Annotated in this window: 19 protein-coding genes; 13 read left to right on the top strand and 6 right to left on the bottom strand. The window is 75.0% G+C overall.

Annotation, left to right across the window (positions count from 1 at the left end; translation table 11 throughout):
* The first annotated feature begins 262 nt into the window (after positions 1–262).
* The 5 genes from yaaA (at position 263) to DMP15_RS22340 (ending at position 4,737) form a co-directional block, all read left to right on the top strand.
* Positions 263–1,012 carry a peroxide stress protein YaaA gene (gene yaaA / locus DMP15_RS22320; protein ID WP_073578142.1) on the top strand — a complete coding sequence of 250 codons (750 nt, stop codon included), beginning with the start codon at positions 263–265 and terminating at the stop codon, positions 1,010–1,012.
* Positions 1,013–1,051: 39 nt separating this feature from the next.
* Positions 1,052–1,378, top strand: coding sequence for a hypothetical protein (locus DMP15_RS22325; RefSeq protein ID WP_073578143.1), 327 nt, complete (start codon positions 1,052–1,054; stop codon positions 1,376–1,378).
* Positions 1,378–1,521, top strand: a complete 144-nt coding sequence (locus tag DMP15_RS22330; RefSeq protein ID WP_161152729.1) for a hypothetical protein — start codon at positions 1,378–1,380, stop codon at positions 1,519–1,521. Before DMP15_RS22325 ends, DMP15_RS22330 begins: the two co-directional genes overlap by 1 nt.
* Positions 1,522–1,768: 247 nt before the next feature.
* Positions 1,769–2,695, top strand: coding sequence for an RIO1 family regulatory kinase/ATPase domain-containing protein (locus DMP15_RS22335; protein ID WP_073578280.1), 927 nt, complete (start codon positions 1,769–1,771; stop codon positions 2,693–2,695).
* A gap of 248 nt (positions 2,696–2,943) precedes the next feature.
* A complete protein-coding gene (locus DMP15_RS22340) occupies positions 2,944–4,737 on the top strand; it encodes a DEAD/DEAH box helicase (RefSeq protein ID WP_435827784.1) in 1,794 nt (597 codons plus the stop codon).
* Between the two features lie 45 nt (positions 4,738–4,782).
* On the opposite strand, the gene DMP15_RS22345 is transcribed toward DMP15_RS22340, so the two are convergent.
* Both DMP15_RS22345 and DMP15_RS22350 read right to left on the bottom strand, forming a co-directional pair.
* Positions 4,783–5,211 (bottom strand): LapA family protein, encoded by a 429-nt coding sequence (locus DMP15_RS22345; protein ID WP_073578144.1) that lies wholly within the window; start codon positions 5,209–5,211, stop codon positions 4,783–4,785.
* Positions 5,212–5,555: 344 nt separating this feature from the next.
* Positions 5,556–6,020 carry a GNAT family N-acetyltransferase gene (locus DMP15_RS22350; protein WP_073578145.1) on the bottom strand — a complete coding sequence of 155 codons (465 nt, stop codon included), beginning with the start codon at positions 6,018–6,020 and terminating at the stop codon, positions 5,556–5,558.
* 54 nt (positions 6,021–6,074) lie between these two features.
* Between DMP15_RS22350 and DMP15_RS22355 the strand changes: the two genes are divergently transcribed.
* A complete protein-coding gene (locus DMP15_RS22355; protein WP_337826404.1) occupies positions 6,075–7,466 on the top strand; it encodes a mycothione reductase in 1,392 nt (463 codons plus the stop codon).
* 3 nt (positions 7,467–7,469) lie between these two features.
* Here the strand turns inward: DMP15_RS22355 and DMP15_RS22360 are convergent, their stop codons facing one another.
* Positions 7,470–8,279: a lysophospholipid acyltransferase family protein gene (locus DMP15_RS22360; protein ID WP_167379122.1), complete on the bottom strand. Its 810-nt coding sequence runs from the start codon at positions 8,277–8,279 to the stop codon at positions 7,470–7,472.
* A gap of 352 nt (positions 8,280–8,631) precedes the next feature.
* On the opposite strand from DMP15_RS22360, the gene DMP15_RS22365 reads away from it, so the two are divergent.
* The 7 genes from DMP15_RS22365 to DMP15_RS22395 are packed head-to-tail and all read left to right on the top strand — an operon-like array spanning position 8,632 to position 15,432.
* Positions 8,632–9,360 carry an alpha/beta hydrolase gene (locus DMP15_RS22365; RefSeq protein ID WP_073578147.1) on the top strand — a complete coding sequence of 243 codons (729 nt, stop codon included), beginning with the start codon at positions 8,632–8,634 and terminating at the stop codon, positions 9,358–9,360.
* Positions 9,357–10,676 (top strand): NAD(P)/FAD-dependent oxidoreductase, encoded by a 1,320-nt coding sequence (locus DMP15_RS22370; RefSeq protein WP_073578148.1) that lies wholly within the window; start codon positions 9,357–9,359, stop codon positions 10,674–10,676. The genes DMP15_RS22365 and DMP15_RS22370 overlap by 4 nt, the downstream gene beginning before the upstream one ends.
* The gene (locus tag DMP15_RS22375) at positions 10,673–11,449 is read left to right on the top strand and encodes a DUF1365 domain-containing protein (protein WP_100880004.1); all 777 of its coding nucleotides are present in this window, start codon (positions 10,673–10,675) and stop codon (positions 11,447–11,449) included. Before DMP15_RS22370 ends, DMP15_RS22375 begins: the two co-directional genes overlap by 4 nt.
* Positions 11,446–12,753, top strand: coding sequence for an SAM-dependent methyltransferase (locus tag DMP15_RS22380; protein ID WP_083659087.1), 1,308 nt, complete (start codon positions 11,446–11,448; stop codon positions 12,751–12,753). The genes DMP15_RS22375 and DMP15_RS22380 overlap by 4 nt, the downstream gene beginning before the upstream one ends.
* Positions 12,754–12,764: 11 nt before the next feature.
* The gene (locus DMP15_RS22385; RefSeq protein WP_073578150.1) at positions 12,765–14,129 is read left to right on the top strand and encodes an SAM-dependent methyltransferase; all 1,365 of its coding nucleotides are present in this window, start codon (positions 12,765–12,767) and stop codon (positions 14,127–14,129) included.
* Positions 14,126–14,935, top strand: a complete 810-nt coding sequence (locus DMP15_RS22390; protein WP_073578151.1) for a DUF1295 domain-containing protein — start codon at positions 14,126–14,128, stop codon at positions 14,933–14,935. Before DMP15_RS22385 ends, DMP15_RS22390 begins: the two co-directional genes overlap by 4 nt.
* 32 nt (positions 14,936–14,967) lie before the next feature.
* The gene (locus DMP15_RS22395; RefSeq protein ID WP_073578152.1) at positions 14,968–15,432 is read left to right on the top strand and encodes a peroxiredoxin; all 465 of its coding nucleotides are present in this window, start codon (positions 14,968–14,970) and stop codon (positions 15,430–15,432) included.
* 24 nt (positions 15,433–15,456) lie between these two features.
* Here DMP15_RS22395 and map read toward each other — a convergent pair whose 3' ends face one another.
* The 3 genes from map to DMP15_RS22410 are packed head-to-tail and all read right to left on the bottom strand — an operon-like array spanning position 15,457 to position 18,613.
* A complete protein-coding gene (gene map / locus DMP15_RS22400) occupies positions 15,457–16,314 on the bottom strand; it encodes a type I methionyl aminopeptidase (protein WP_073578284.1) in 858 nt (285 codons plus the stop codon).
* 25 nt (positions 16,315–16,339) lie between these two features.
* Positions 16,340–16,723 carry a DUF3054 domain-containing protein gene (locus DMP15_RS22405; protein ID WP_083659088.1) on the bottom strand — a complete coding sequence of 128 codons (384 nt, stop codon included), beginning with the start codon at positions 16,721–16,723 and terminating at the stop codon, positions 16,340–16,342.
* 57 nt (positions 16,724–16,780) lie between these two features.
* Positions 16,781–18,613: a penicillin-binding transpeptidase domain-containing protein gene (locus DMP15_RS22410; RefSeq protein ID WP_337826405.1), complete on the bottom strand. Its 1,833-nt coding sequence runs from the start codon at positions 18,611–18,613 to the stop codon at positions 16,781–16,783.
* Positions 18,614–18,633: the final 20 nt, after the last annotated feature.

An 18,633-nucleotide genomic window follows, 5' to 3' on the forward strand; every position in this document is an offset into this window, starting at 1 on the left:
TCGGGTCGACCGCCGGTGTGAGCGTGCCGAGGCGGGCCGGGCCCGGGTCGGTCGATCGCGGCGGTGGAGGGGCTGTGGCGGGGCGGACGCGTGCGTGGGCCCTCGGACGAGCGCGGGTCAGCGGCAGGGGCGACAGGCCGCGCTCGTGATCCGCATGCAGTCGACGTGGATGCGCGCCACCAGGCAGGTCACGGGCCCGAACCTAGTGCGGTCCCCCGGCGGGCACAACGGCCGCGCGCGGCGATCACTAGTCTGATGCGCCGTGCTCGTCCTGCTGCCGCCCTCGGAGACCAAGCGTGACGGCGGCGACGGCCCGCCGCTCGACCTCGCCGGGCTCTCCCACGACGCCGACCTCGGCCCCGTCCGCACAGACCTCTGCGACGAGCTCGTCGCACTGGCAGGCGACCGTCCGGCCGCGCGCGCCGCGCTCGGGGTGTCGCAGCGCCAGGACGCCGAGATCGACCGCAACGCCGCGCTGCGCACGAACCCGACGCTGCCCGCGCTGGACCGCTACACCGGGGTCCTCTACGACGCCCTCGACTCCGGCTCCTTCACCCGCGCCACCCGGGACCGGGCCCGATCCCGGCTCGCGGTGTGCTCGGCGCTGTTCGGACTGCTCGGGGCCGACGACCCGATCCCGCCCTACCGGCTCTCGGCGGGCTCGAAGCTGCCCGGCTCGGGCACCCTGGCCGCGCGCTGGCGCCCGGCGCTCGACCCGCTGCTGGCCCGCATCGCCGACGGCGAGCTCGTCGTCGACCTCCGCTCCGGCGGCTACGCCGCGCTCGGGACGGTCCCCGGCGCGGTGACGGTGAACGTGCTGGCCCGGCGACCGGACGGGAGCCGGTCGGTCGTCAGCCACCACAACAAGTCGCACAAGGGAGGCCTGGCCCGGCTGCTGGCGACCTCCCGGGCCGAGCCCGCCGACGCCGGCGCGGTGGCCCGGATCGCGCGGCGGGCGGGACACGTCGTCGAGCGCGACGGCGACCACCTGGATCTCGTCATCCCGGCCTGAACCCCGGACACCGAGTCGGACATACGGCATGATCCGGGCATGGTCGAGCAGCTGAACCTGTGGGTCGCCGCCCTGCACCCGGTGTGGCAGTTCCTGGCGGTGTTCGTGATCGGCGTGGTGCCGTTCCTGGAGTCCTACACGGGCACGCTGGTCGGGACGGTCACCGGCATGCCGGTGCTCCTCGCCGCCGCCGGGGCGATCGCGGGCAACGTGCTGGCCCTGGTCGTCGCGGTGCGGCTGGGCGACCGGGCCCGGCGGGGACTCGGCCGCCGCGCGTCGCGGCCGCCGTCGGAACGGCGGCAGAAGGTGACCGCCCGGGTGGACCGCTACGGCGTCCCGGTCGCCTCGCTGCCGGCCCGACCCTGATGGCGATCTCGGTGACCGCGTTCGGGATGGTCGCTGCCGGACTGGACCGGCGGCAGGTCGTGGTCTGGCAGGTCGTGGCCGTCGTGGTGTGGGCGGCGCTGTTCGCCGCGATCGGGCTCGGCGCACTCAGCGCCTTCGGCTGAGCGCAGGGTCCGCGCGGCACGGAAAACCGGTGGCGGGCCGGGACGGCGTCCGGCAGGGTCGCCACCGGCCGGAGGGACCGGTGGCGCGGCAGGGCCGCGCGGTGCGAGCGGGGAGGTGCGTACCGATGGCCGTCCGTCGTGTCCGGGTGCGCAGCGCGTGCCCGCCCGCACCGTCCCCGTCGCGCGGCACGACCGGTCCCTGAGGACCGGCTCCGCGCGGCACCCCCTGCCGCCTCCGGAGCCGCACGTGTACTCCTCCGACCGTCCCGATCCCGTCCGCCGTCGCCGCCGTTTCGACGACGACGAGCCCCGCCCCCGTCCCGGCCGCGCCGACACCGCCGCGCTCGCCCTGGACGGCCGGGCCGGGCACGACCCCGACACCGCCGAGGTCCCCGGCGGTGGCGACCGCTGGTCCACCTGGCCCGGGCTGCCCGCCGGTGCCCGTGGCCCGCACCCCCACCCCGGCTGGCTGGTGACCGACGCCGGCGCCGTCGACCACGAGCGCGGGGTGCTCAAGACCGGCAAGGAGGCCGACGTGCACCTCGTCGGACGCGGCCTCCCCGGCCGTGACGGGGTGCTGCTCGCCGCCAAGCGCTACCGCGACCCCGCGCACCGCATGTTCCACCGCGACGCCGGCTACCTGGAGGGGCGCCGCGTCCGCCGCTCCCGGGAGACCCGGGCGATGGCGCAGCGCACCGCGCTGGGCCGCGACCTCATCGCCGGGCAGTGGGCGGCGGCCGAGTTCGCCGCACTCGCCCGGCTGCACTCCGCGGGCGCCCCGGTGCCCTACCCGGTGTCGGTCGACGGGACCGAGGTCCTGCTGGAGTTCCTCGGCACGCCCGACGGGCGCGCCGCACCCCGGCTCGCCGCGCTGCGCCCGGACGCGGACGCGCTGACCGCGCTGTGGCACGACCTCGTCGACGCCCTCGGCGTGCTCGCCGACCTCGGCTGGGCGCACGGCGACCTGTCTGCCTACAACGTGCTCGTCCACCACGGCCGGGCGGTGCTGATCGACCTGCCACAGGTCGTCGACGTCGTCGGGAACCCGCAGGGACCGGAGTTCCTGGACCGTGACGTCCGACGCATCGGCGAGTGGTTCGTCGCCCGCGGGCTCGACCCCGCCGCACCCGGGCGACTCCTCACCGAGCTGCGGGAACGCACCCTGCTGGGCTGACCCGGCCCGCCGCTCCCCCGGGGCGCGACGCGGCGTCACGCGTCGCGTCCCGGCGGCCCGGCACCGGGCAGCACGGGTATGGCGCGTAGTGTGGATCGACGAGCGCCCGGCCGCCAGAGCCGCCGGGCCGAGCCCTTCCATCACGGAGCGCGCACCGCGACGACGCGCCGCCGCGCCCGGGCCCGTCGGCCGAGCACACCTCCCCCGAGGTCTCCGCAGGACGTGCCACGTTCTCGAGGAGACCTGTCTTGACCAGGCCGCAGTTCCGCCCGCCGTCGTCCGACGCCGGCACCACGTCCGACCGTCCCGCCCGCCGGCGGGCCACCCGCCCGTCCGGCCCGTCCGGCGACGGTGGCGCCCACCGCGGGTCGGCCCGGCGCGACGACCGCCGCACCGAGACCCGCGGCGACGACCGCCGCGACCGTCCCGCCCGCGACGACGACCGCCGCGACGCCCCGCGTCCGGCCCGGGGCGCCCGCACCGGCGGCCCCGCCCGCGGCGAGCGCTCCGGCGCCCCCCGTGCGCCCCGCCCCGCCCGGGGCGAGCGCTCCGGCGACGGCGGTGGCAACCGCGCCGAGCGTCGCGAGCACCTCCAGGACGGGAGCCGGGTCGACCGCGGCCCCGCCCGGTCCGCGCAGCGCGGCGGTGACCGTCCGGCCGCCCGCCGCGGCCGCCGCGGTGGTGGCGCCGCCGCAGCGTCGCGTCCGGCCCCGGCCCGCGCCGCCGCCGTCGCCGCCCCGAAGGCGGAGCCGGAGCCGCAGTGGATCGAGCCCGAGGACGGCATGCCGTCGTTCGCCGAGCTGGGCCTGCCCGAGCGCCTGACCAAGGCACTGGCCGAGCAGGGCTTCACCGCCCCGTTCCCGGTGCAGGCGGCCACGCTGCCCGACACCCTCGCCGGGCGCGACCTGCTCGGACGCGGCCAGACCGGGTCCGGCAAGACCCTCGCCTTCGGGCTCGCGCTGCTGGCCCGCCTGGCCGGGGAGCGCTCCCGCCCGACCGCCCCGCGCGGCCTGGTGCTGGTCCCGACCCGCGAGCTCGCCACCCAGGTCGTCGAGGTCCTCGCGCCGCTGGCGAAGGCGGTCGACCTGCGGGTGACCGACATCGTCGGCGGGATGTCGATGAACAAGCAGGTCGCCGAGCTCCGGCGCGGGGTCGACCTGCTGGTCGCCACCCCGGGCCGGCTGTCCGACCACCTGCAGCAGCGCACCTGCGACCTGTCCGAGGTCACGGTCACCGCGCTGGACGAGGCCGACCGCATGGCCGACATGGGCTTCCTGCCCCAGGTCCGCGCGATCCTCGACCGGACCCCCGCCGACGGGCAGCGACTGCTGTTCTCCGCGACCCTCGACGGCGACGTCGACACCCTGGTCCGGCGCCACCTGACCGACCCGGTGACCCGCTCGGTCGCCCCGCCGACCGGCAGCGTCGCGACGATGGAGCACCACGTGCTCGTCGTCGACCGCGACGACCGGTCCCGCGTCGTCGCCGAGATCGCCGCCCGGGAGGGCCGCACGATCCTGTTCGTGCGCACCAAGCACGGCGCCGACCGGATGGTGCGGGTGCTGCGCCGCGAGGGCGTCGCCGCCGGGCCGCTGCACGGTGGCCGCTCGCAGAGCCAGCGCAACCGCGCGCTCGACGACTTCCGCTCCGGCGCGGTGCCGGTGCTCGTCGCGACCGACGTCGCGGCCCGCGGCATCCACATCGACGACGTCGGGCTCGTCGTGCACGTCGACCCGCCCGCCGACCCCAAGGCCTACCTGCACCGTGCCGGGCGTACCGCCCGGGCCGGTGAGGACGGCGTCGTCGTGACGCTGGCGATGCCCGAGCAGCGCGCCGAGGTGGACCTGCTCACCCGCCAGGCCGGGGTCTCCGCCGAGGTCTCGACGGTCCGCCCGGGGCACCCGGACCTGGTCCGCGTGACCGGCTCGCGGGAGCCGTCCGGCGAGCCGATCGTCGTCGCCAAGCCGCCGAAGCCGACACCCCGCCGCCGCCCGGCCGCGGGCGGGACCGCGCGCACCGACCGGCCGCGCCGACGGCGCTGACCTCCCCCGGGTCGCGGCCGGCGCCCCGGCCGCGACCCGTGTGGGTCAGCCTCGCCGCGCCTGCCGCCGCAGCTGCAGGATCCGGCCCGTCCCGGGCACGGCGACCAGCAGGATCCCGGCGATCGCGGCGAACAGCAGCGCCACCCCGGTGGGCAGCGTCCCGGTCAGCCACAGGAAGTTGATCGCGACCGGCTCGGTGTTCTGCAGGATGAACACCAGCAGGAAGATCAGCACGACCGCCGAGAGGATCAGCGCGGCCCACAGCCCGCCGGTGCGGGTGTGCGGGATCGCGCGCTTCTCGGTAGTGGCCTCGGAGTCCGGGCCGCCGCCCTCCACCGGCACCGCCACGGTCGGCTGATCGGCCGTGGGGTCGGGTGTGCGCAGCGCCGGATGGGTCGCCGGGTCCGCCGTCGGGTCCTCCGGTCCGACCCGCCCCCAGGCCGGGGAGTCGCCGCCCCGTCGGTCGTCGCTCATCCGTTCCGCCTTCCTCTCCCAGCGTGTCCGCTCGTGCACCCTCTGGGTCCGGGCACGCGCGGGAGTATCGCGCACTCGGCGTCCCGGCGACGACGACGCGCGGGGCACGCCCGTCGTCCGGTCGTGCCCCACCGGCCGAGGACCTGCCGTCGGGCCGGCAGCGACGCCGAACCCCGCGAGGACCGCACGTGGACCACGCCGAAGCCGTCCGGATCTTCTTCGCCGCCGCACCGGACGGGGTCGGGCCGGCCGGCGCGGTGACCGGCGGCGCGCCGGCCCGCCGGCTGCGCGACGCGCTCGAACCGGTCGCGGTGCACGCAGGCGGGCCGCGGGCCGAGCCCCGCTCAGGAGCGGCGGCGCTCCATCGGGACGTGCGGGATGCCGTCCTCGACGAACCGCTCCCCCGCCGGCACGAATCCGTGCCGCGCGTAGAACGGCTCCTGGACCTCCTGGGCGTCGAGCACGCAGGGGCGGTCCCCGACCTCGGCGAGCACCGAGTCCATCAGCCGGTGCCCCAGCCCACGTCCGCGCGCGTCGGCGCGGGTGCAGACCCGGCCGATCCGCAGCACCCCGCCGGGATCGGCCAGCAGCCGCAGGGTCGCGACGACCGTGCCGCCGTCGGCCAGCCAGTGGTGCCGGGTGCGCGGTTCGAGGTCGCGCCCGTCGAGCTCCTGGTAGGGGCACCCCTGCTCGACGACGAAGATCGCGGTGCGCAGCGCGAGCAGCGCGTACAGGGTGGCCGGGTCGAGGTCGGCGGCCCAGGCGCGGTGCAGGGTCGGGGTCGCCGCGGCCGGTGTGGGAACGGTCATCCGCAGAGGGGTACCAGAGCGTCGCGGGCCCGCGGAAGCGGTTAGCCTCGCGACGTGGCCCACCATGATCTGGTCGTCATCGGCACCGGTTCCGGAAACACCTTCATCGACGAACGCTTCGCCGATCTCGACGTCGCGATCGTCGAGCACGGGGTGTTCGGCGGGACCTGTCTGAACGTCGGCTGCATCCCGACCAAGATGTACGTCTACGCCGCGGACGTCGCCGAGACCATCCGGCACGCGCACACCTACGGCGTCGACGGCACCGTCGACAAGATCCGCTGGGCCGACATCCGGGACCGGGTGTTCGGCCGGATCGACCCGATCTCCGACGGTGGGCGCTCCTACCGGGTCGACCGCAGCCCCAACGTCACCGTGTACTTCGGGCACGCCCGCTTCACCGGCGAGCGCGAACTGGGCGTCGAGCGCACCGACGGCTCCGGCACCGACACCGTCACCGGCGACCGGATCGTCATCGCCGCCGGGTCGCGGCCGAGCATCCCGCCGCTGGTCCGCGACGCCGGTGTGCCGTTCGAGACCTCCGACACCGTGATGCGGATCGACGACGTCCCGCGCCGGCTCGCGATCCTCGGCGGCGGCTACATCGCGTCCGAGTTCGCGCACGTGTTCTCCGCGCTCGGCGCCGAGGTCACCGTGATCGCCCGCGGACCGAAGCTGCTGCGCCACCTCGACGACACGCTGTCCGACCGGTTCACCGAGGTCGCCACCGCCCGCTGGGACTGCCGGCTGGGCCGTCAGGTCACCGCGCTGTCCGGCGACGGCAGCGGCGGCCCCGGCGAGGTGGAGATCACCCTCGACGACGGCTCCACCGTCGTCGCCGACACGCTGCTCGTCGCCACCGGCCGGATGCCCAACGGCGACCGGATGGACCTGGACCGGGGCGGCGTGACCGTGCACGCCGACGGCCGGGTCGCCGTCGACGAGTACCAGCGCAGCGTCTCCGCCGCGGGCGTGTGGGCTCTGGGCGACGTGAGTTCGCCCCACCAGCTCAAGCACGTGGCCAACCACGAGGCCAAGATCGTCGGGCACAACCTGGCGCACCCGGACGACCTGAGCGCCACCAACCACGACGTCGTCCCGGCCGCGGTGTTCACCGAGCCGCAGATCGCCTCGGTCGGCATGACCGAGACCGAGGCCCGCGACGCCGGGTTCGACATCGCGGTCAAGGTGCAGAACGTCGGCGACGTCGCCTACGGCTGGGCGATGGAGGACCGCACCGGCATCTGCAAGCTGGTCGCGGAGAAGGGCACCGGACGGCTGCTGGGCGCGCACCTGCTCGGGCCGCAGGCGTCGACGCTGGTCCAGCAGCTGATCCAGGCGATGGTGTTCGGCCAGACGGTCTCCGAGATCGCGACCGGGCAGCACTGGATCCACCCGGCGCTGCCCGAGGTCATCGAGAACGCCCTGCTGGGGCTGGAGATCTGAGGCTCAGCCGGCGGCGCGCTCGGCCGGGTCGAGCGGGTCGCCGGGCGCCTCCGGGCGCGGCCGCGCCTCCGGGTCGTACGGCGTCGCCGGGCGGGTCTCCTCGCGCAGCTCCTCGAGCAGCCCGGTCACCGCGTCCATGATCTTCGCGGTGGCCGCGTCGAGGGTGGTCTTCGTGAGCGGCTTCCCGGCGAACTCCGAGAGGTCCACCGGCGGGCCGAGCGCGACCGTGACCCGCTTGCGCGGGAACGGCGTCGGCTTCCCGTCGGCGGGCAGGAAGTCCTGGGTGCCCCAGTTCGCCATCGGGATCACCGGGGCGCCGGAGCGCAGCGCGATCCGGGCGACGCCGTTCTTCGGCTTCATCGGCCAGTGCCCGGGGTCGCGGGTGTAGGTGCCCTCCGGGTAGATCGCGACGATCTCCCCGCGCTCCAGGGCGTCGATCGAGCCGGTGAACGACTCCGCCGCCCGCTTCGACGACCGGTACACCGGGATGTGCCCGCCGTGCCCGAGTACCCACTTCACCACCGGCACCGACCACAGCTCACCCTTGGCCAGGAACCGCGGGATCCGGCCGTGCGCCGTGCCGAAGGCGATGTCGAAGATCGGGTCGGAGAACGAGACGTGGTTGCCGACCAGCAGGGCGCCGCCGGCGCGCGGCAGGTGCTCCGCGCCGCGCCAGCCCAGCCGGGTCCCGAAGACGACGAACGGCCAGATCACCGCGATCGCGAGCCCGAACCAGAAGCCCGACCCGCGACGCCGGCGTCGCACCGTCGCCACGACCTTCTGCCACACCGTCAGCTCCGGTGGCACGCCCATCGTCGTCGTCCTCTCCCCGCCCGTCCGTCCGCAGCGCCCGGTCCCGGGCGCACGACCATCTTCGCCCCTCACGACGACCGGGTGTGCCCGTGGTCCTACCCACCCCGGCCGTGACCACCGGGGGTGACACAGACCTCACCCGTTCGAGCGATCCCCGCGCGCCGAGATGTCTCGACGAGCAAGGTACTGCGGACCCGATCTAGGGTCGACGGGTACGCACCGGTCGCGGACCGTGTCCGGGCCGACCCGATGTGAGGACGGTCCCACCGACCGGCCACCACCGGGCCGCCGGACGAACACGCGCCGAGACCGTCCCGGTGCCCCGTGCACCCCGTCCCCTGCGAGGCGCCCCGTGCCCGATCCGAGTCCGTGGCTGGAGAAGGCCGGCGACCGACACCCCGAACCGGCCGGTGTCGTGCTGGTCGCCCACGGCGGGAAGTCGCACTCCACGGCGCCCGCCCGGCGCGGGCTGGCACTGCTGCGCATGCTGCCGTTCGCGCACTCCCTGGAGCGCGGCGGGCGCGCCCATCGGACCGAGGTGGGCTCGGGCGTCGCGGTGCACCTGCTGCGCTACCGGCTGAAGGGCTGGAACGGCCCGGCCATGGACGCCTACCGCGACGCCGAGTGGGCCGTCCACGAGCTCGCGCGCCGCTACCCGGGACGCCCGGTCGTGCTCGTCGGGCACTCGATGGGTGCCCGCGCGGTGCTGCGGGCGGCGGGCGCCCCCGGCGTCGTCGCGGTGTGCGGGCTCGCCCCCTGGCTGGAGGGCTCCGACCCGGTCGACCAGCTCGCCGGGCGGTCGGTGCTGATCGCCCACGGTGACCGGGAGCGGATGACCGACCCCGCGGCGTCCTACGCCTACGCCCTGCGCGCCCGGTCGGTGACCGACCGGGTCGCCCGCTTCGACGTGCTCGGCGACGGCCACGCCATGCTCCGCCGCGCCGGTGACTGGACCTCCCTGGTGCGACGTTTCGCACTCGGCGAGCTCGGGGCCGAACCCCGTGACCCGGTCATCGCGAACGCCATGGCGGAACCCGCCCCGGCCGGGCTGCGGGTCGCCCTCGAAGGAGTTGACAGGTGAGTGCACCGCAGGCGCGTCCGACCGTCGCCGTGGTCGGCAGCGGGGTGTCCGGTCTGACGGCCGCCTACCTGCTGTCCCGCAGCCACGACGTGACGCTGTACGAGGCCGACGCCCGCCCCGGCGGGCACGCCCACACCCACGAGCTGGCGTCGTCGGACGGCGGGACCACCCACGTCGACTCCGGGTTCATCGTCCACAACGACCGCACCTACCCGAACCTGCTGCGCCTGTTCGGCGAGCTGGGGGTGTCCACCCAGGACTCCGACATGTCGATGTCGGTGCGCTGCGACGGCTGCGGGCTGGAGTACGCCGGTGCCCGCAAGCTGGGTGGTCTGTTCCCGCAGGCCTCCAACGTGGCCCGGCCGGCCTACCTGCGGATGCTCGGCGAGGTCGTGCGGTTCCACCGGCACGCACGCCGGGTTCTCGCGTACGAGGAGCGGGCGGCGGCGCCGGATCTCACCACGCTCGGGGCGTTCCTCGCGATCGGCGGCTACTCCCGCTACTTCGTGCAGCACTTCATGATCCCGGTGGTGTCCTGCGTGTGGTCGGCGGGCGCGGCGCTCTCGCTGGACTACCCGGCGCGCTACCTGTTCACCTTCCTCGACCACCACGGCATGCTCGGGATCGGCGGCTCTCCGCAGTGGCGGACCGTCACCGGCGGGTCCCGCTCCTATGTGGACCGTGTCGTCAAGCAGCTCCCGGCGGTGCGCACCGCGACGCCGGTCCGCTCGGTCCTGCGCTCGACCGCGGGCGTCGAGGTCCGGGACGACGCCGACGCCGTCGCCGCGTTCGACCACGTCGTGCTCGCGACCCATCCCGACCAGGCGCTGGCGGTCCTCGGCGACGGCGCCACCGCCGACGAGCGGGCCGTGCTGGGGGCGTTCACCTACTCCCGCAACGAGACCTGGCTGCACCACGACACCTCGCTGCTGCCGCGCCGACCCGGCGCCCGGGCGTCCTGGAACTATCTCAAGCCCGCCTGCGCGGACGCCACGGGCGGGCCGGGCGGATCCGAGGGCACCGCGGCCCCGGTCCTGGTCAGCTACGACATGAACCGGCTGATGCGCCTCACCGACCCCGACGACTGGGTGGTCACGCTGAACGGCGCCGGGCGGATCGACCCGGACGCCGTCGTCGCGCGGATGACCTACGAGCACCCGGTGTACACGCCGGACTCGGTGGCCGCCCAGCGCCGCCTGCCGGAGCTGAACACCCCGGTCACCGCCTACGCCGGTGCCTACCACGGCTGGGGCTTCCACGAGGACGGCTGCGCCTCGGGCGTGCGCGCCGCCCGCGCGCTCGGGGTGAGCTGGTGAGCACCCCGGCGCTCTACGACGCCGAGGTCCGTCACGCCCGCCGGCGCGACCTGGAGACGGCGTTCTCGCACCCGATCTACTACTGGCTCGTCGACCTGGACGCGCTGCCGCGGCTGCCGTTCTGGCTGCGCCCGTTCGCGCGCTTCGACGCCCGCGACCACCTCGGGGACCCGGAGCGCGGGATCCGGGAGAACGTCGACACCTACCTGGCCGCGCACGGCATCGACCTGGCCGGGGGCCGGGTCCTGATGCTCGCCCACGCCCGGGTGCTCGGCTACGTGTTCAACCCGATCTCGGTGTTCTGGTGCCACCGCGCCGACGGCACCCTCGCCTGCGTGGTCGCGGAGGTGCACAACACCTACGGCGAGCGGCACTGCTACCTGCTGCACCCCGACCCGTCGGGCCGGGCGGGCGTGGACAAGGAGTTCTACGTCTCGCCGTTCCTCACGGTCGACGGCCACTACACGATGCGCCTGCCCGAGCCCGACGACCGGCTCGGCATCGCGATCACGCTGCACCAGGACGGTGCGCCCGCGTTCGTCGCCACCCTGGCGGGGATCCGCAGGCCCGCGACCACCCGGCAGGTGGCGCGCACGGTGCTGCGCCGCCCGCTCGTCACCCAGCGGACCGCGGCGCTGATCCGGCGGCACGGCATCGCGCTGTGGACGAAGCTGCCGGTCGTGCCGAAACCGGCCCGGCCACCACAGAACCGCGCAGGCCTCCCCGACGAACACTCCACACAGGATCAGCACCAGGAAGGGGTCACGCGATGACCATGCAGCACGACGGGATCGCCGTGCCCACCTCCGGTGGCGCGCGCGGCACCCGGCCCCGCACGCACGCCGTGCCCCGCCCCAACGAGGGTGTGTGGCCCGGTCTGGCGACACCGCCCGTGGCTCCGGCCAAGGCCCGGATCGCGGAGTCGCTGTTCCGCAACGCGGTCCGGTCGCTGCCGGTGCGTGTGGTGTTCCCCGGCGGGGAGCGGCTCGGTGCGGGCGGCCCGACCTCGCCGGTCATGCGCATCGAGCGCCCGTCGGCGTTCTTCCACCGGCTCGGCGCGAACTCCAAGATCGGTTTCGGCGAGTCGTACATGGTCGGCGACTGGACGACCACCGACCTGCCCGGGCTGCTCACCCCGTTCGCCGCCCGGCTGTCGACGCTGGTGCCGCCCGCCCTGCAGCGGCTGGGCCGCCGGTTCGCCGAGGCCCGCCGGCCCACCGCCGAGGTCAACTCGGTCGAGGGGTCGCGGGAGAACATCCACCGCCACTACGACCTGTCCAACGAGCTGTTCTCGCTGTTCCTCGACGACACCATGTCCTACTCCGCCGGCTGGTTCGCCGACGGTTCCGACGACCTCGTCCTCGCCCAGGAACGCAAGATCGACGGCATCCTGGACATGGCGGGCGTCGAGGCCGGGATGCACGTGCTGGAGATCGGCACCGGCTGGGGCGGGCTCGCGACGCGGGCCGCGCAGCGCGGCGCCCGGGTCACCACGCTGACGATCTCGCAGGAGCAGAAGACCCTCGCCGAGGCGCGGCTCGCCGAGGCGGGCGTGGCCGACCGGGTGCAGGTGCTGCTGCGCGACTACCGCGAGGCCCAGGGCTCCTACGACGCCGTCGTGTCGGTCGAGATGATCGAGGCCGTCGGCGTCGAGTACTGGCCGACGTACTTCGCCGCACTGGACCGGCTGCTCAAGCCGGGCGGGCGGGTCGGCCTGCAATCGATCACGATGCCGCACGACCGGATGATGGTCGCCCGCAACGACTACACCTGGATCCACAAGTACGTCTTCCCCGGCGGGATCATCCCGTCGGTCGAGGCCATCGAGGACAACCTCGCCCGGCACACCGGCGGGCTGCACGTCGCCGAGCGCCGGAGCCTGGGCTACGACTACGCCCGCACCCTGGGCCACTGGCGCACCCGCTTCCTCGCTCGGTGGGACGAGGTCGAGGCGCTCGGCTTCGACGAGACGTTCCGGCGGATGTGGGAGTTCTACCTCGGCTACTGCGAGGCCGGGTTCCGCGTCGGCTACCTCGACGTCGTCCAGTTCTCGCTGCAGCGCCGCCCGTCCTTCTGAGAGGTGCCCCCATGACCACCACCCCCGCGGAGCGCCTCACCTCGCTCCTGGAGGACGTCCTCGGCGCCCCGCTCCCGGTGCGGCTCCGCGCCTGGGACGGCAGCGAGGCCGGTCGGACCGGCACCCCCGCCGACCCGAACCCACCGACGGTGATCGTGAACCGCCGCCGGGCCCTGCGCCGGCTGCTGTGGGCGCCGGGTGAGCTCGGCCTGGCCCGCGCGTTCGTCTCCGGTGACCTGTCCGTCGACGGTGACGTCGCCGACGGGCTGTCCCGGTTCTGGGCGCTCGCGAAGCCGGGGACCGGTTCGGCGACGCTCGACCTGCGTCAGAAGCTGGGTGCGCTGGGCACCGCGGCCCGGCTCGGTGCCGTCGGCACCCCGCCGCGGCCGCCGGCGTCGGAGGCCCGGCTGGGCGGGCGGCGGCACAGCCGCCGCCGCGACCGCGACGCGATCAGCCACCACTACGACCTGTCGAACGAGTTCTACGCCTTCCTGCTCGACCCGCAGATGGCGTACTCGTGCGGCTACTGGACCCGCGACGAGGGCCCCGACTACACCCTGGTCGACGCCCAGCGCGACAAGCTGGACCTGATCTGCCGCAAGCTCGGCCTGGCGCCGGGGATGCGGCTGCTCGACGTCGGCTGCGGGTGGGCCTCGCTGCTCGTGCACGCGGCCGAGCACTACGGCGTGCACGCCACCGGCGTCACGCTCTCGGCCCAGCAGCGCGACTACGGCGTCGAGCGGGTCCGCCGTGCCGGGCTGTCCGAGCGGGTGGAGATCCGGTTGCAGGACTACCGCGAGATCTCCGAGCAGCCCTTCGACGCCGTGTCCTCCATCGAGATGGGCGAGCACGTCGGGCAGGAGAACTACGGCGTCTACGCCGCACAGCTGCACCGCATGCTGCGCCCGCACGGACGCCTGCTGCTGCAGCAGATGTCGCGCGGGTCGGTCGGGTCGAACACCGCACCCGGCGGCGGCGCGTTCATGGAGGCCTACGTCGCGCCGGACATGTACATGCGCCCGCTCGGTGAGACCCTCGGGTTCCTGGAGCAGGCCGGGCACGAGATCGTCGACGTGCACTCGCTGCGCGAGCACTACGTGTGGACGGTCCGGCCCTGGTTGGAGACGCTGCAGGCGCACCGCGACACCGCGGTCCGGATGATCGGCGAGGAGCAGTGGCGGATCTGGCTGCTGTACCTGGCCGGTGCCGCGCTGGCGTTCGAGGAGAACCGGATGGGCGTGCACCAGATCCTCACCGTCCGCCCCGGCGTCGACGGCACCTCCGGGCTCCCGCGCAGCCGCACCGGGATCCTGGGGCTCGACCCGGCCGTCGGGTCCGCCCCGGCGGGCGCGCCGTCGCCGGCCGCGACAGCATGACCGGAGTGAACCCGTTCCCCTGGGCGGCGTGGGCCGTCAACCTCGGCGTCACCGCCGTCGCCGTCGCCGTGCTCATGGCCCTCGCGTACGCGATCGGGGTGCGGCGCGGCCGGCACGACGGCGTCGACGTCGTCTGGGGGCTCGGGTTCGTGTGGGTCGCACTCGTCACCGCGGTGACCGCGACGGCCCTCGACCCGACCGGCGACGGCTGGCGGCGCGCCCTGGTGGTCGTGCTCGTCGCGGTGTGGGGCGGGCGACTGGCCCGCCACATCGCGCGGCGCAACCACGGCAAGCCCGAGGACCGGCGCTACGTCGACCTGCGCGAGCGCGGCTCGATCGGCCGGCGCGTCTACCTCACCCAGGGCGCGGTGATGTGGGTCGTCTCGCTCCCCGTGCAGGTCGCCCAGTACGGCACCGCGACCACCGGATGGCTGGTCGCCGTCACCGTGGTCGGCGTGCTCGTCTGGGCGGTCGGGTTCACCTTCGAGTCCGTCGGCGACGCCCAGCTGGCCCGGTTCACCGCCGACCCCGCGAACCGCGGCGAGGTGATGGACCGCGGCCTGTGGCGGTTCACCCGCCACCCCAACTACTTCGGCGACGCGTGTGTCTGGTGGGGCCTGGGCATCCTCGCCCTGCACCACCCGGCCGGGCTGATCGGCCTCGTCGGGGTCGCCGTGATCACGGCGAACCTGATGAAGGGCACCGGCGCGGCGCTGCTGGAACGCGACATCGCCGACCGGCGCCCCGGCTACGCCGACTACGTCCGCCGCACCAGCGGGTTCCTCCCGCTGCCCCCACGTTCCTGACCCACCCCGCACCCGCGACCCGAGGAGACACCATGGCCGTCGGCGACACCGCCACCGACTTCGAGCTGCCCGACGAGGCCGGCGCACCGCGTCGGCTGTCCGACCTGCTGGCCGCGGGGCCCGTCGTCCTGTTCTTCTACCCGGCCGCGATGACCGGTGGCTGCACCGCCGAGGCCTGCCACTTCCGGGACCTCGCGGCCGAGTTCGCCGAGGTCGGGGCGCAGCCGGTCGGGATCTCCTCGGACCGGCCGGACAAGCAGAACATGTTCGCCGCCGCGAACGGCCTCGGGTTCCCGCTGCTGTCCGACGCCGACCACACCGTCGCGAAGTCCTTCGGTGCCTACCGCGCCTGGCTCCCGGGGAACTTCCACACCCGCCGCAGGACGTTCGTGATCGGCCCGGACCGCGCCGTCCTCGCCGAGATCGGGTCCGAGACCGACATGAACAAGCACGCCGACGAGGCGCTGGCCCTGCTGCGCGAACGCGCCGCCGCCTGACCTCCCACGCCGGGCGGACCCGCCTCAGGGCAGGGTCAGGATCTCCGCGCCGTCGTCGGTCACCACGATGGTGTGCTCGAACTGCGCGACCCACGACTTGTCCTTGGTGACGACCGTCCAGTCGTCGTCCCAGGTGTCGTAGTCGATACCGCCGAGGGTGATCATCGGCTCGATGGTGAAGGTCATCCCCGGCTCGAGGACGGTGTGCACGTCGGGCTGGTCGTAGTGCAGCACGACCAGCCCGGAGTGGAACTCGTGGGCGATGCCGTGGCCGGTGAAGTCGCGGACCACGCCGTAGCCGAAGCGCTTGGCGTAGGACTCGATGACCCGGCCGACGACGTTCAGCTCACGCCCGGGGCGGACGGCCTTGATGGCGCGCATCGTGGCCTCGCGGGTGCGTTCGACGAGCAGCCGCGCCTCCTCCGACACGTCACCGGCGAGGAAGGTCGCGTTGGTGTCGCCGTGCACCCCGCCGACGAACGCGGTGACGTCGACGTTGAGCACGTCGCCGTCGTCGATCACGGTCGTGTCCGGGATGCCGTGGCAGATGACCTCGTTGAGGCTGGTGCAGCAGGACTTGGGGAAGCCGCGGTAGCCCAGCGTCGAGGGGTACGCGTCGTGGTCGACGAGGAACTCGTGGACCACGCGGTCGATCTCGTCGGTGGTGATGCCGGGGCGGACGGTCTCCCCCGCGAGCTGCAGCGCCTGGGCCGCGATCTTCCCGGCGTGGCGCATCAGCTCGATCGTCTCGGGCGTCTGGATGTCGCCGCGGCGGCTGCGTGCCGGGGCCGGCTTGCCGACGTACTCCGGACGCGGGATGTGCGACGGCACCTCGCGGCTTGGGGTCGGCGTACCGGGGACGAGCAGCGTGCGGGTCGACATGACCCCCATCGTACGTCCGGGGCCCTCAGCGGGTCGGGGTGCGCGGGGCCCGCATCCGCGCGACGGCGGCGGAGATCCCCCGCCAGCCCAGCAGCAGCACCGCCAGCGAGATCGTCGCGACGACGGCGAACGACAGCGGCAGCCGCCCCAGGAACCCCAGCCGCAGCACGAGCCCGACGACCACGGCCCCGGCGAGCACGACCGCCCCGGCGCGCAGCGACGCCGGCGCCGACCGCACCCACGGCGTCGCCCGGGCCACCGCGACCCCCAGCGCGAACGGCAGCGCGGTGCCGAGCAGGCCGAGCACGCTGTCGGCCTCGGCGTGGCTCAGCCTCCCGAGGGCGGCGAACACCACGACGGCGACGAGGTCGGCCACGAACGCCAGGGCGGGGATCCGGCTGGGGTGCACGACGACCAGGGTAGGGCGCCCGGCGCCACGCCGTCCCGCCGCCGCCCGGCCGGTCGCTCAGCGCGGGACGCCCGCCAGGAAGCGCGCCGTCATCTGCACCGCGGGCCCGGACGACCCGCCGTCGACGATGAGGGTGGCGAAGGCCAGGTCACCGCGGTAGCCGGTGAACCAGCCGTGCGAGCGGTTGCCGCCGTCGGGGCCCGCGTACTCGGCGGTGCCGGTCTTGCCGTACACCTCGCCCTGCCCGGCGGCGGCCCGCGCCGTCCCGGAGGTGACGACGGCCCGCATCATCGGGCGCAGCTGGTCGAGCACCGCGCGGTCCGGGGTGCCCGGCGCGACGGCGGCCTCGGTCGTCGCCCCGCGGATCAGCGACGGCGTGACGGGCGCGCCGTGCTGGACCGTCGCCGACACCAGCGCCATGCCGAACGGGGAGGCGAGGACGTCGCCCTGGCCGAAGCCGTCGCTGGCCCGCTGCAGGTCGTCGGTGGCGGGTGAGACGGTGCCGGTGATCGTCGTCATCCCGGGGATCTTCCAGTCCGCGCCGAAGCCGAGCGCCTTCCCGGCGTCCGGGAGGCCGCCGGGGGGCAGGCCGAGGGCGAGCCGGGAGAACGTGGTGTTGCAGGACTGCGCGAACGCCTCGGTCAGCGGCACGGTGCCGAGTACGAAGGAGTCCTCGTTGGGGATGGTGCGCCCGTCGATGACGGTGGTGCCGGGGCACTCGACCGGGGACTGCGGGGTGAGGTTCTCCGCCGGCATCGCCCCGTACGCGGTGACGATCTTGAAGGTGGAGCCGGGCGGGTAGCGGCCGGTCAGGGCCAGCGCGCCGTCGCGGTCGGCGGCCGCGTTCTGCGCCACCGCGAGCACCGCCCCGGTGGACGGCCGGATCGCGACGATCATGGCCTGCCTGGAGTCGGCGTCGACGGCGGCCTGCGCCGCGTCCTGCACGGTGCGGTCCAGCTCCAGGGTGACCGGCTTCCCCGGCCCAGCGGGCTGCCCGGCCACCGAGCGGACGGTCTCGCCGCGGGCGCCGACGACGTCGACCGACCAGCCGGGCGTCCCGCCGGCGGCCTTCTCGATGTCGGCGCGGGCGCCCTGCATCAGCTGCCCCGCGAAGCCCTGGTCGGGCGGCAGCAGGCGCGTCGAGGACACGAACCGGACGCCGGGCAGGTCGTAGATCCGGTCGCGGACCCGCTGGTAGTCGGGCTCCCGCAGCACGACGACGGTGTAGGCCTGCCCGTCCGGCACGGCGTTCGCGCCCGCGGTGATGCTCGACGCCGTGATCGCGGGGTCGATCGTGCCCAGTGCGGAGCCGAGCCCACCCGCGGCCTGCCCGACCTGCGCCTTGTCCAGGGTGACGGTGACGACCGGGGTGGGCGCGAGCAGCGTGGCCCCGCCGGCGTCGAGGACGGGCGCCGGGGCGGCGGTCACGGTGCGGGTCACCGGGCGCTGGCCGTCGATGAGCCCCGGCGCGAACGCGGCGGGCGACCAGTCGACCGCCCAGCCGGTGTCGTTGCCCGCGGCGTCGTCGGCGGCGACGAGCGGCAGGTCCAGGGTGTAGTTCCAGGCCCGGCCCTGCCCCAGGTCCCAGGCGACCTCCACCGTCGACGTCGCGCGGTCGCCGTCGGTGCGGGTGCCGGTCACCCGGGCGGTCATGCCGGCCGGGGCGAGATCGTCGCGGGACTTCTGCAGGTAGGCGCCCGCCGTCTCCGCGTCCGTGGTGTAGACGGCCGCGCCCGGCGCGTCCCCCGCGGCCCAGGCCGTGACATACCGCTCGGCGGTCGTCCCGGCACCTCCCCAGGGGCGCAGCAGCGCCACCACGACACCCACCGCGACGAGCACGACGATCGCGGCGGCCAGGACCAGGGGGCGCTTCCGCAGGGTGGCGATCACGATCAGCGAGTATGCCGCGC

Origin of the sequence: Pseudonocardia sp. UM4_GMWB1, from assembly GCF_017312155.1 — a bacterium.
GTDB lineage: Bacteria > Actinomycetota > Actinomycetes > Mycobacteriales > Pseudonocardiaceae > Pseudonocardia > Pseudonocardia alni.

Coding starts and splice junctions, on each gene's coding strand:
- DMP15_RS22325 (WP_073578143.1), top strand. CDS start 1,052: ATGGTCGAGCAGCTGAACCTGTGGGTCGCCGCCCTGCACCCGGTGTGG.
- DMP15_RS22330 (WP_161152729.1), top strand. CDS start 1,378: ATGGCGATCTCGGTGACCGCGTTCGGGATGGTCGCTGCCGGACTGGAC.
- DMP15_RS22345 (WP_073578144.1), bottom strand. CDS start 5,211: ATGAGCGACGACCGACGGGGCGGCGACTCCCCGGCCTGGGGGCGGGTC.
- DMP15_RS22350 (WP_073578145.1), bottom strand. CDS start 6,020: ATGACCGTTCCCACACCGGCCGCGGCGACCCCGACCCTGCACCGCGCC.
- DMP15_RS22360 (WP_167379122.1), bottom strand. CDS start 8,279: ATGGGCGTGCCACCGGAGCTGACGGTGTGGCAGAAGGTCGTGGCGACG.
- DMP15_RS22380 (WP_083659087.1), top strand. CDS start 11,446: ATGACCATGCAGCACGACGGGATCGCCGTGCCCACCTCCGGTGGCGCG.
- DMP15_RS22385 (WP_073578150.1), top strand. CDS start 12,765: ATGACCACCACCCCCGCGGAGCGCCTCACCTCGCTCCTGGAGGACGTC.
- DMP15_RS22390 (WP_073578151.1), top strand. CDS start 14,126: ATGACCGGAGTGAACCCGTTCCCCTGGGCGGCGTGGGCCGTCAACCTC.
- DMP15_RS22395 (WP_073578152.1), top strand. CDS start 14,968: ATGGCCGTCGGCGACACCGCCACCGACTTCGAGCTGCCCGACGAGGCC.
- map (WP_073578284.1), bottom strand. CDS start 16,314: ATGTCGACCCGCACGCTGCTCGTCCCCGGTACGCCGACCCCAAGCCGC.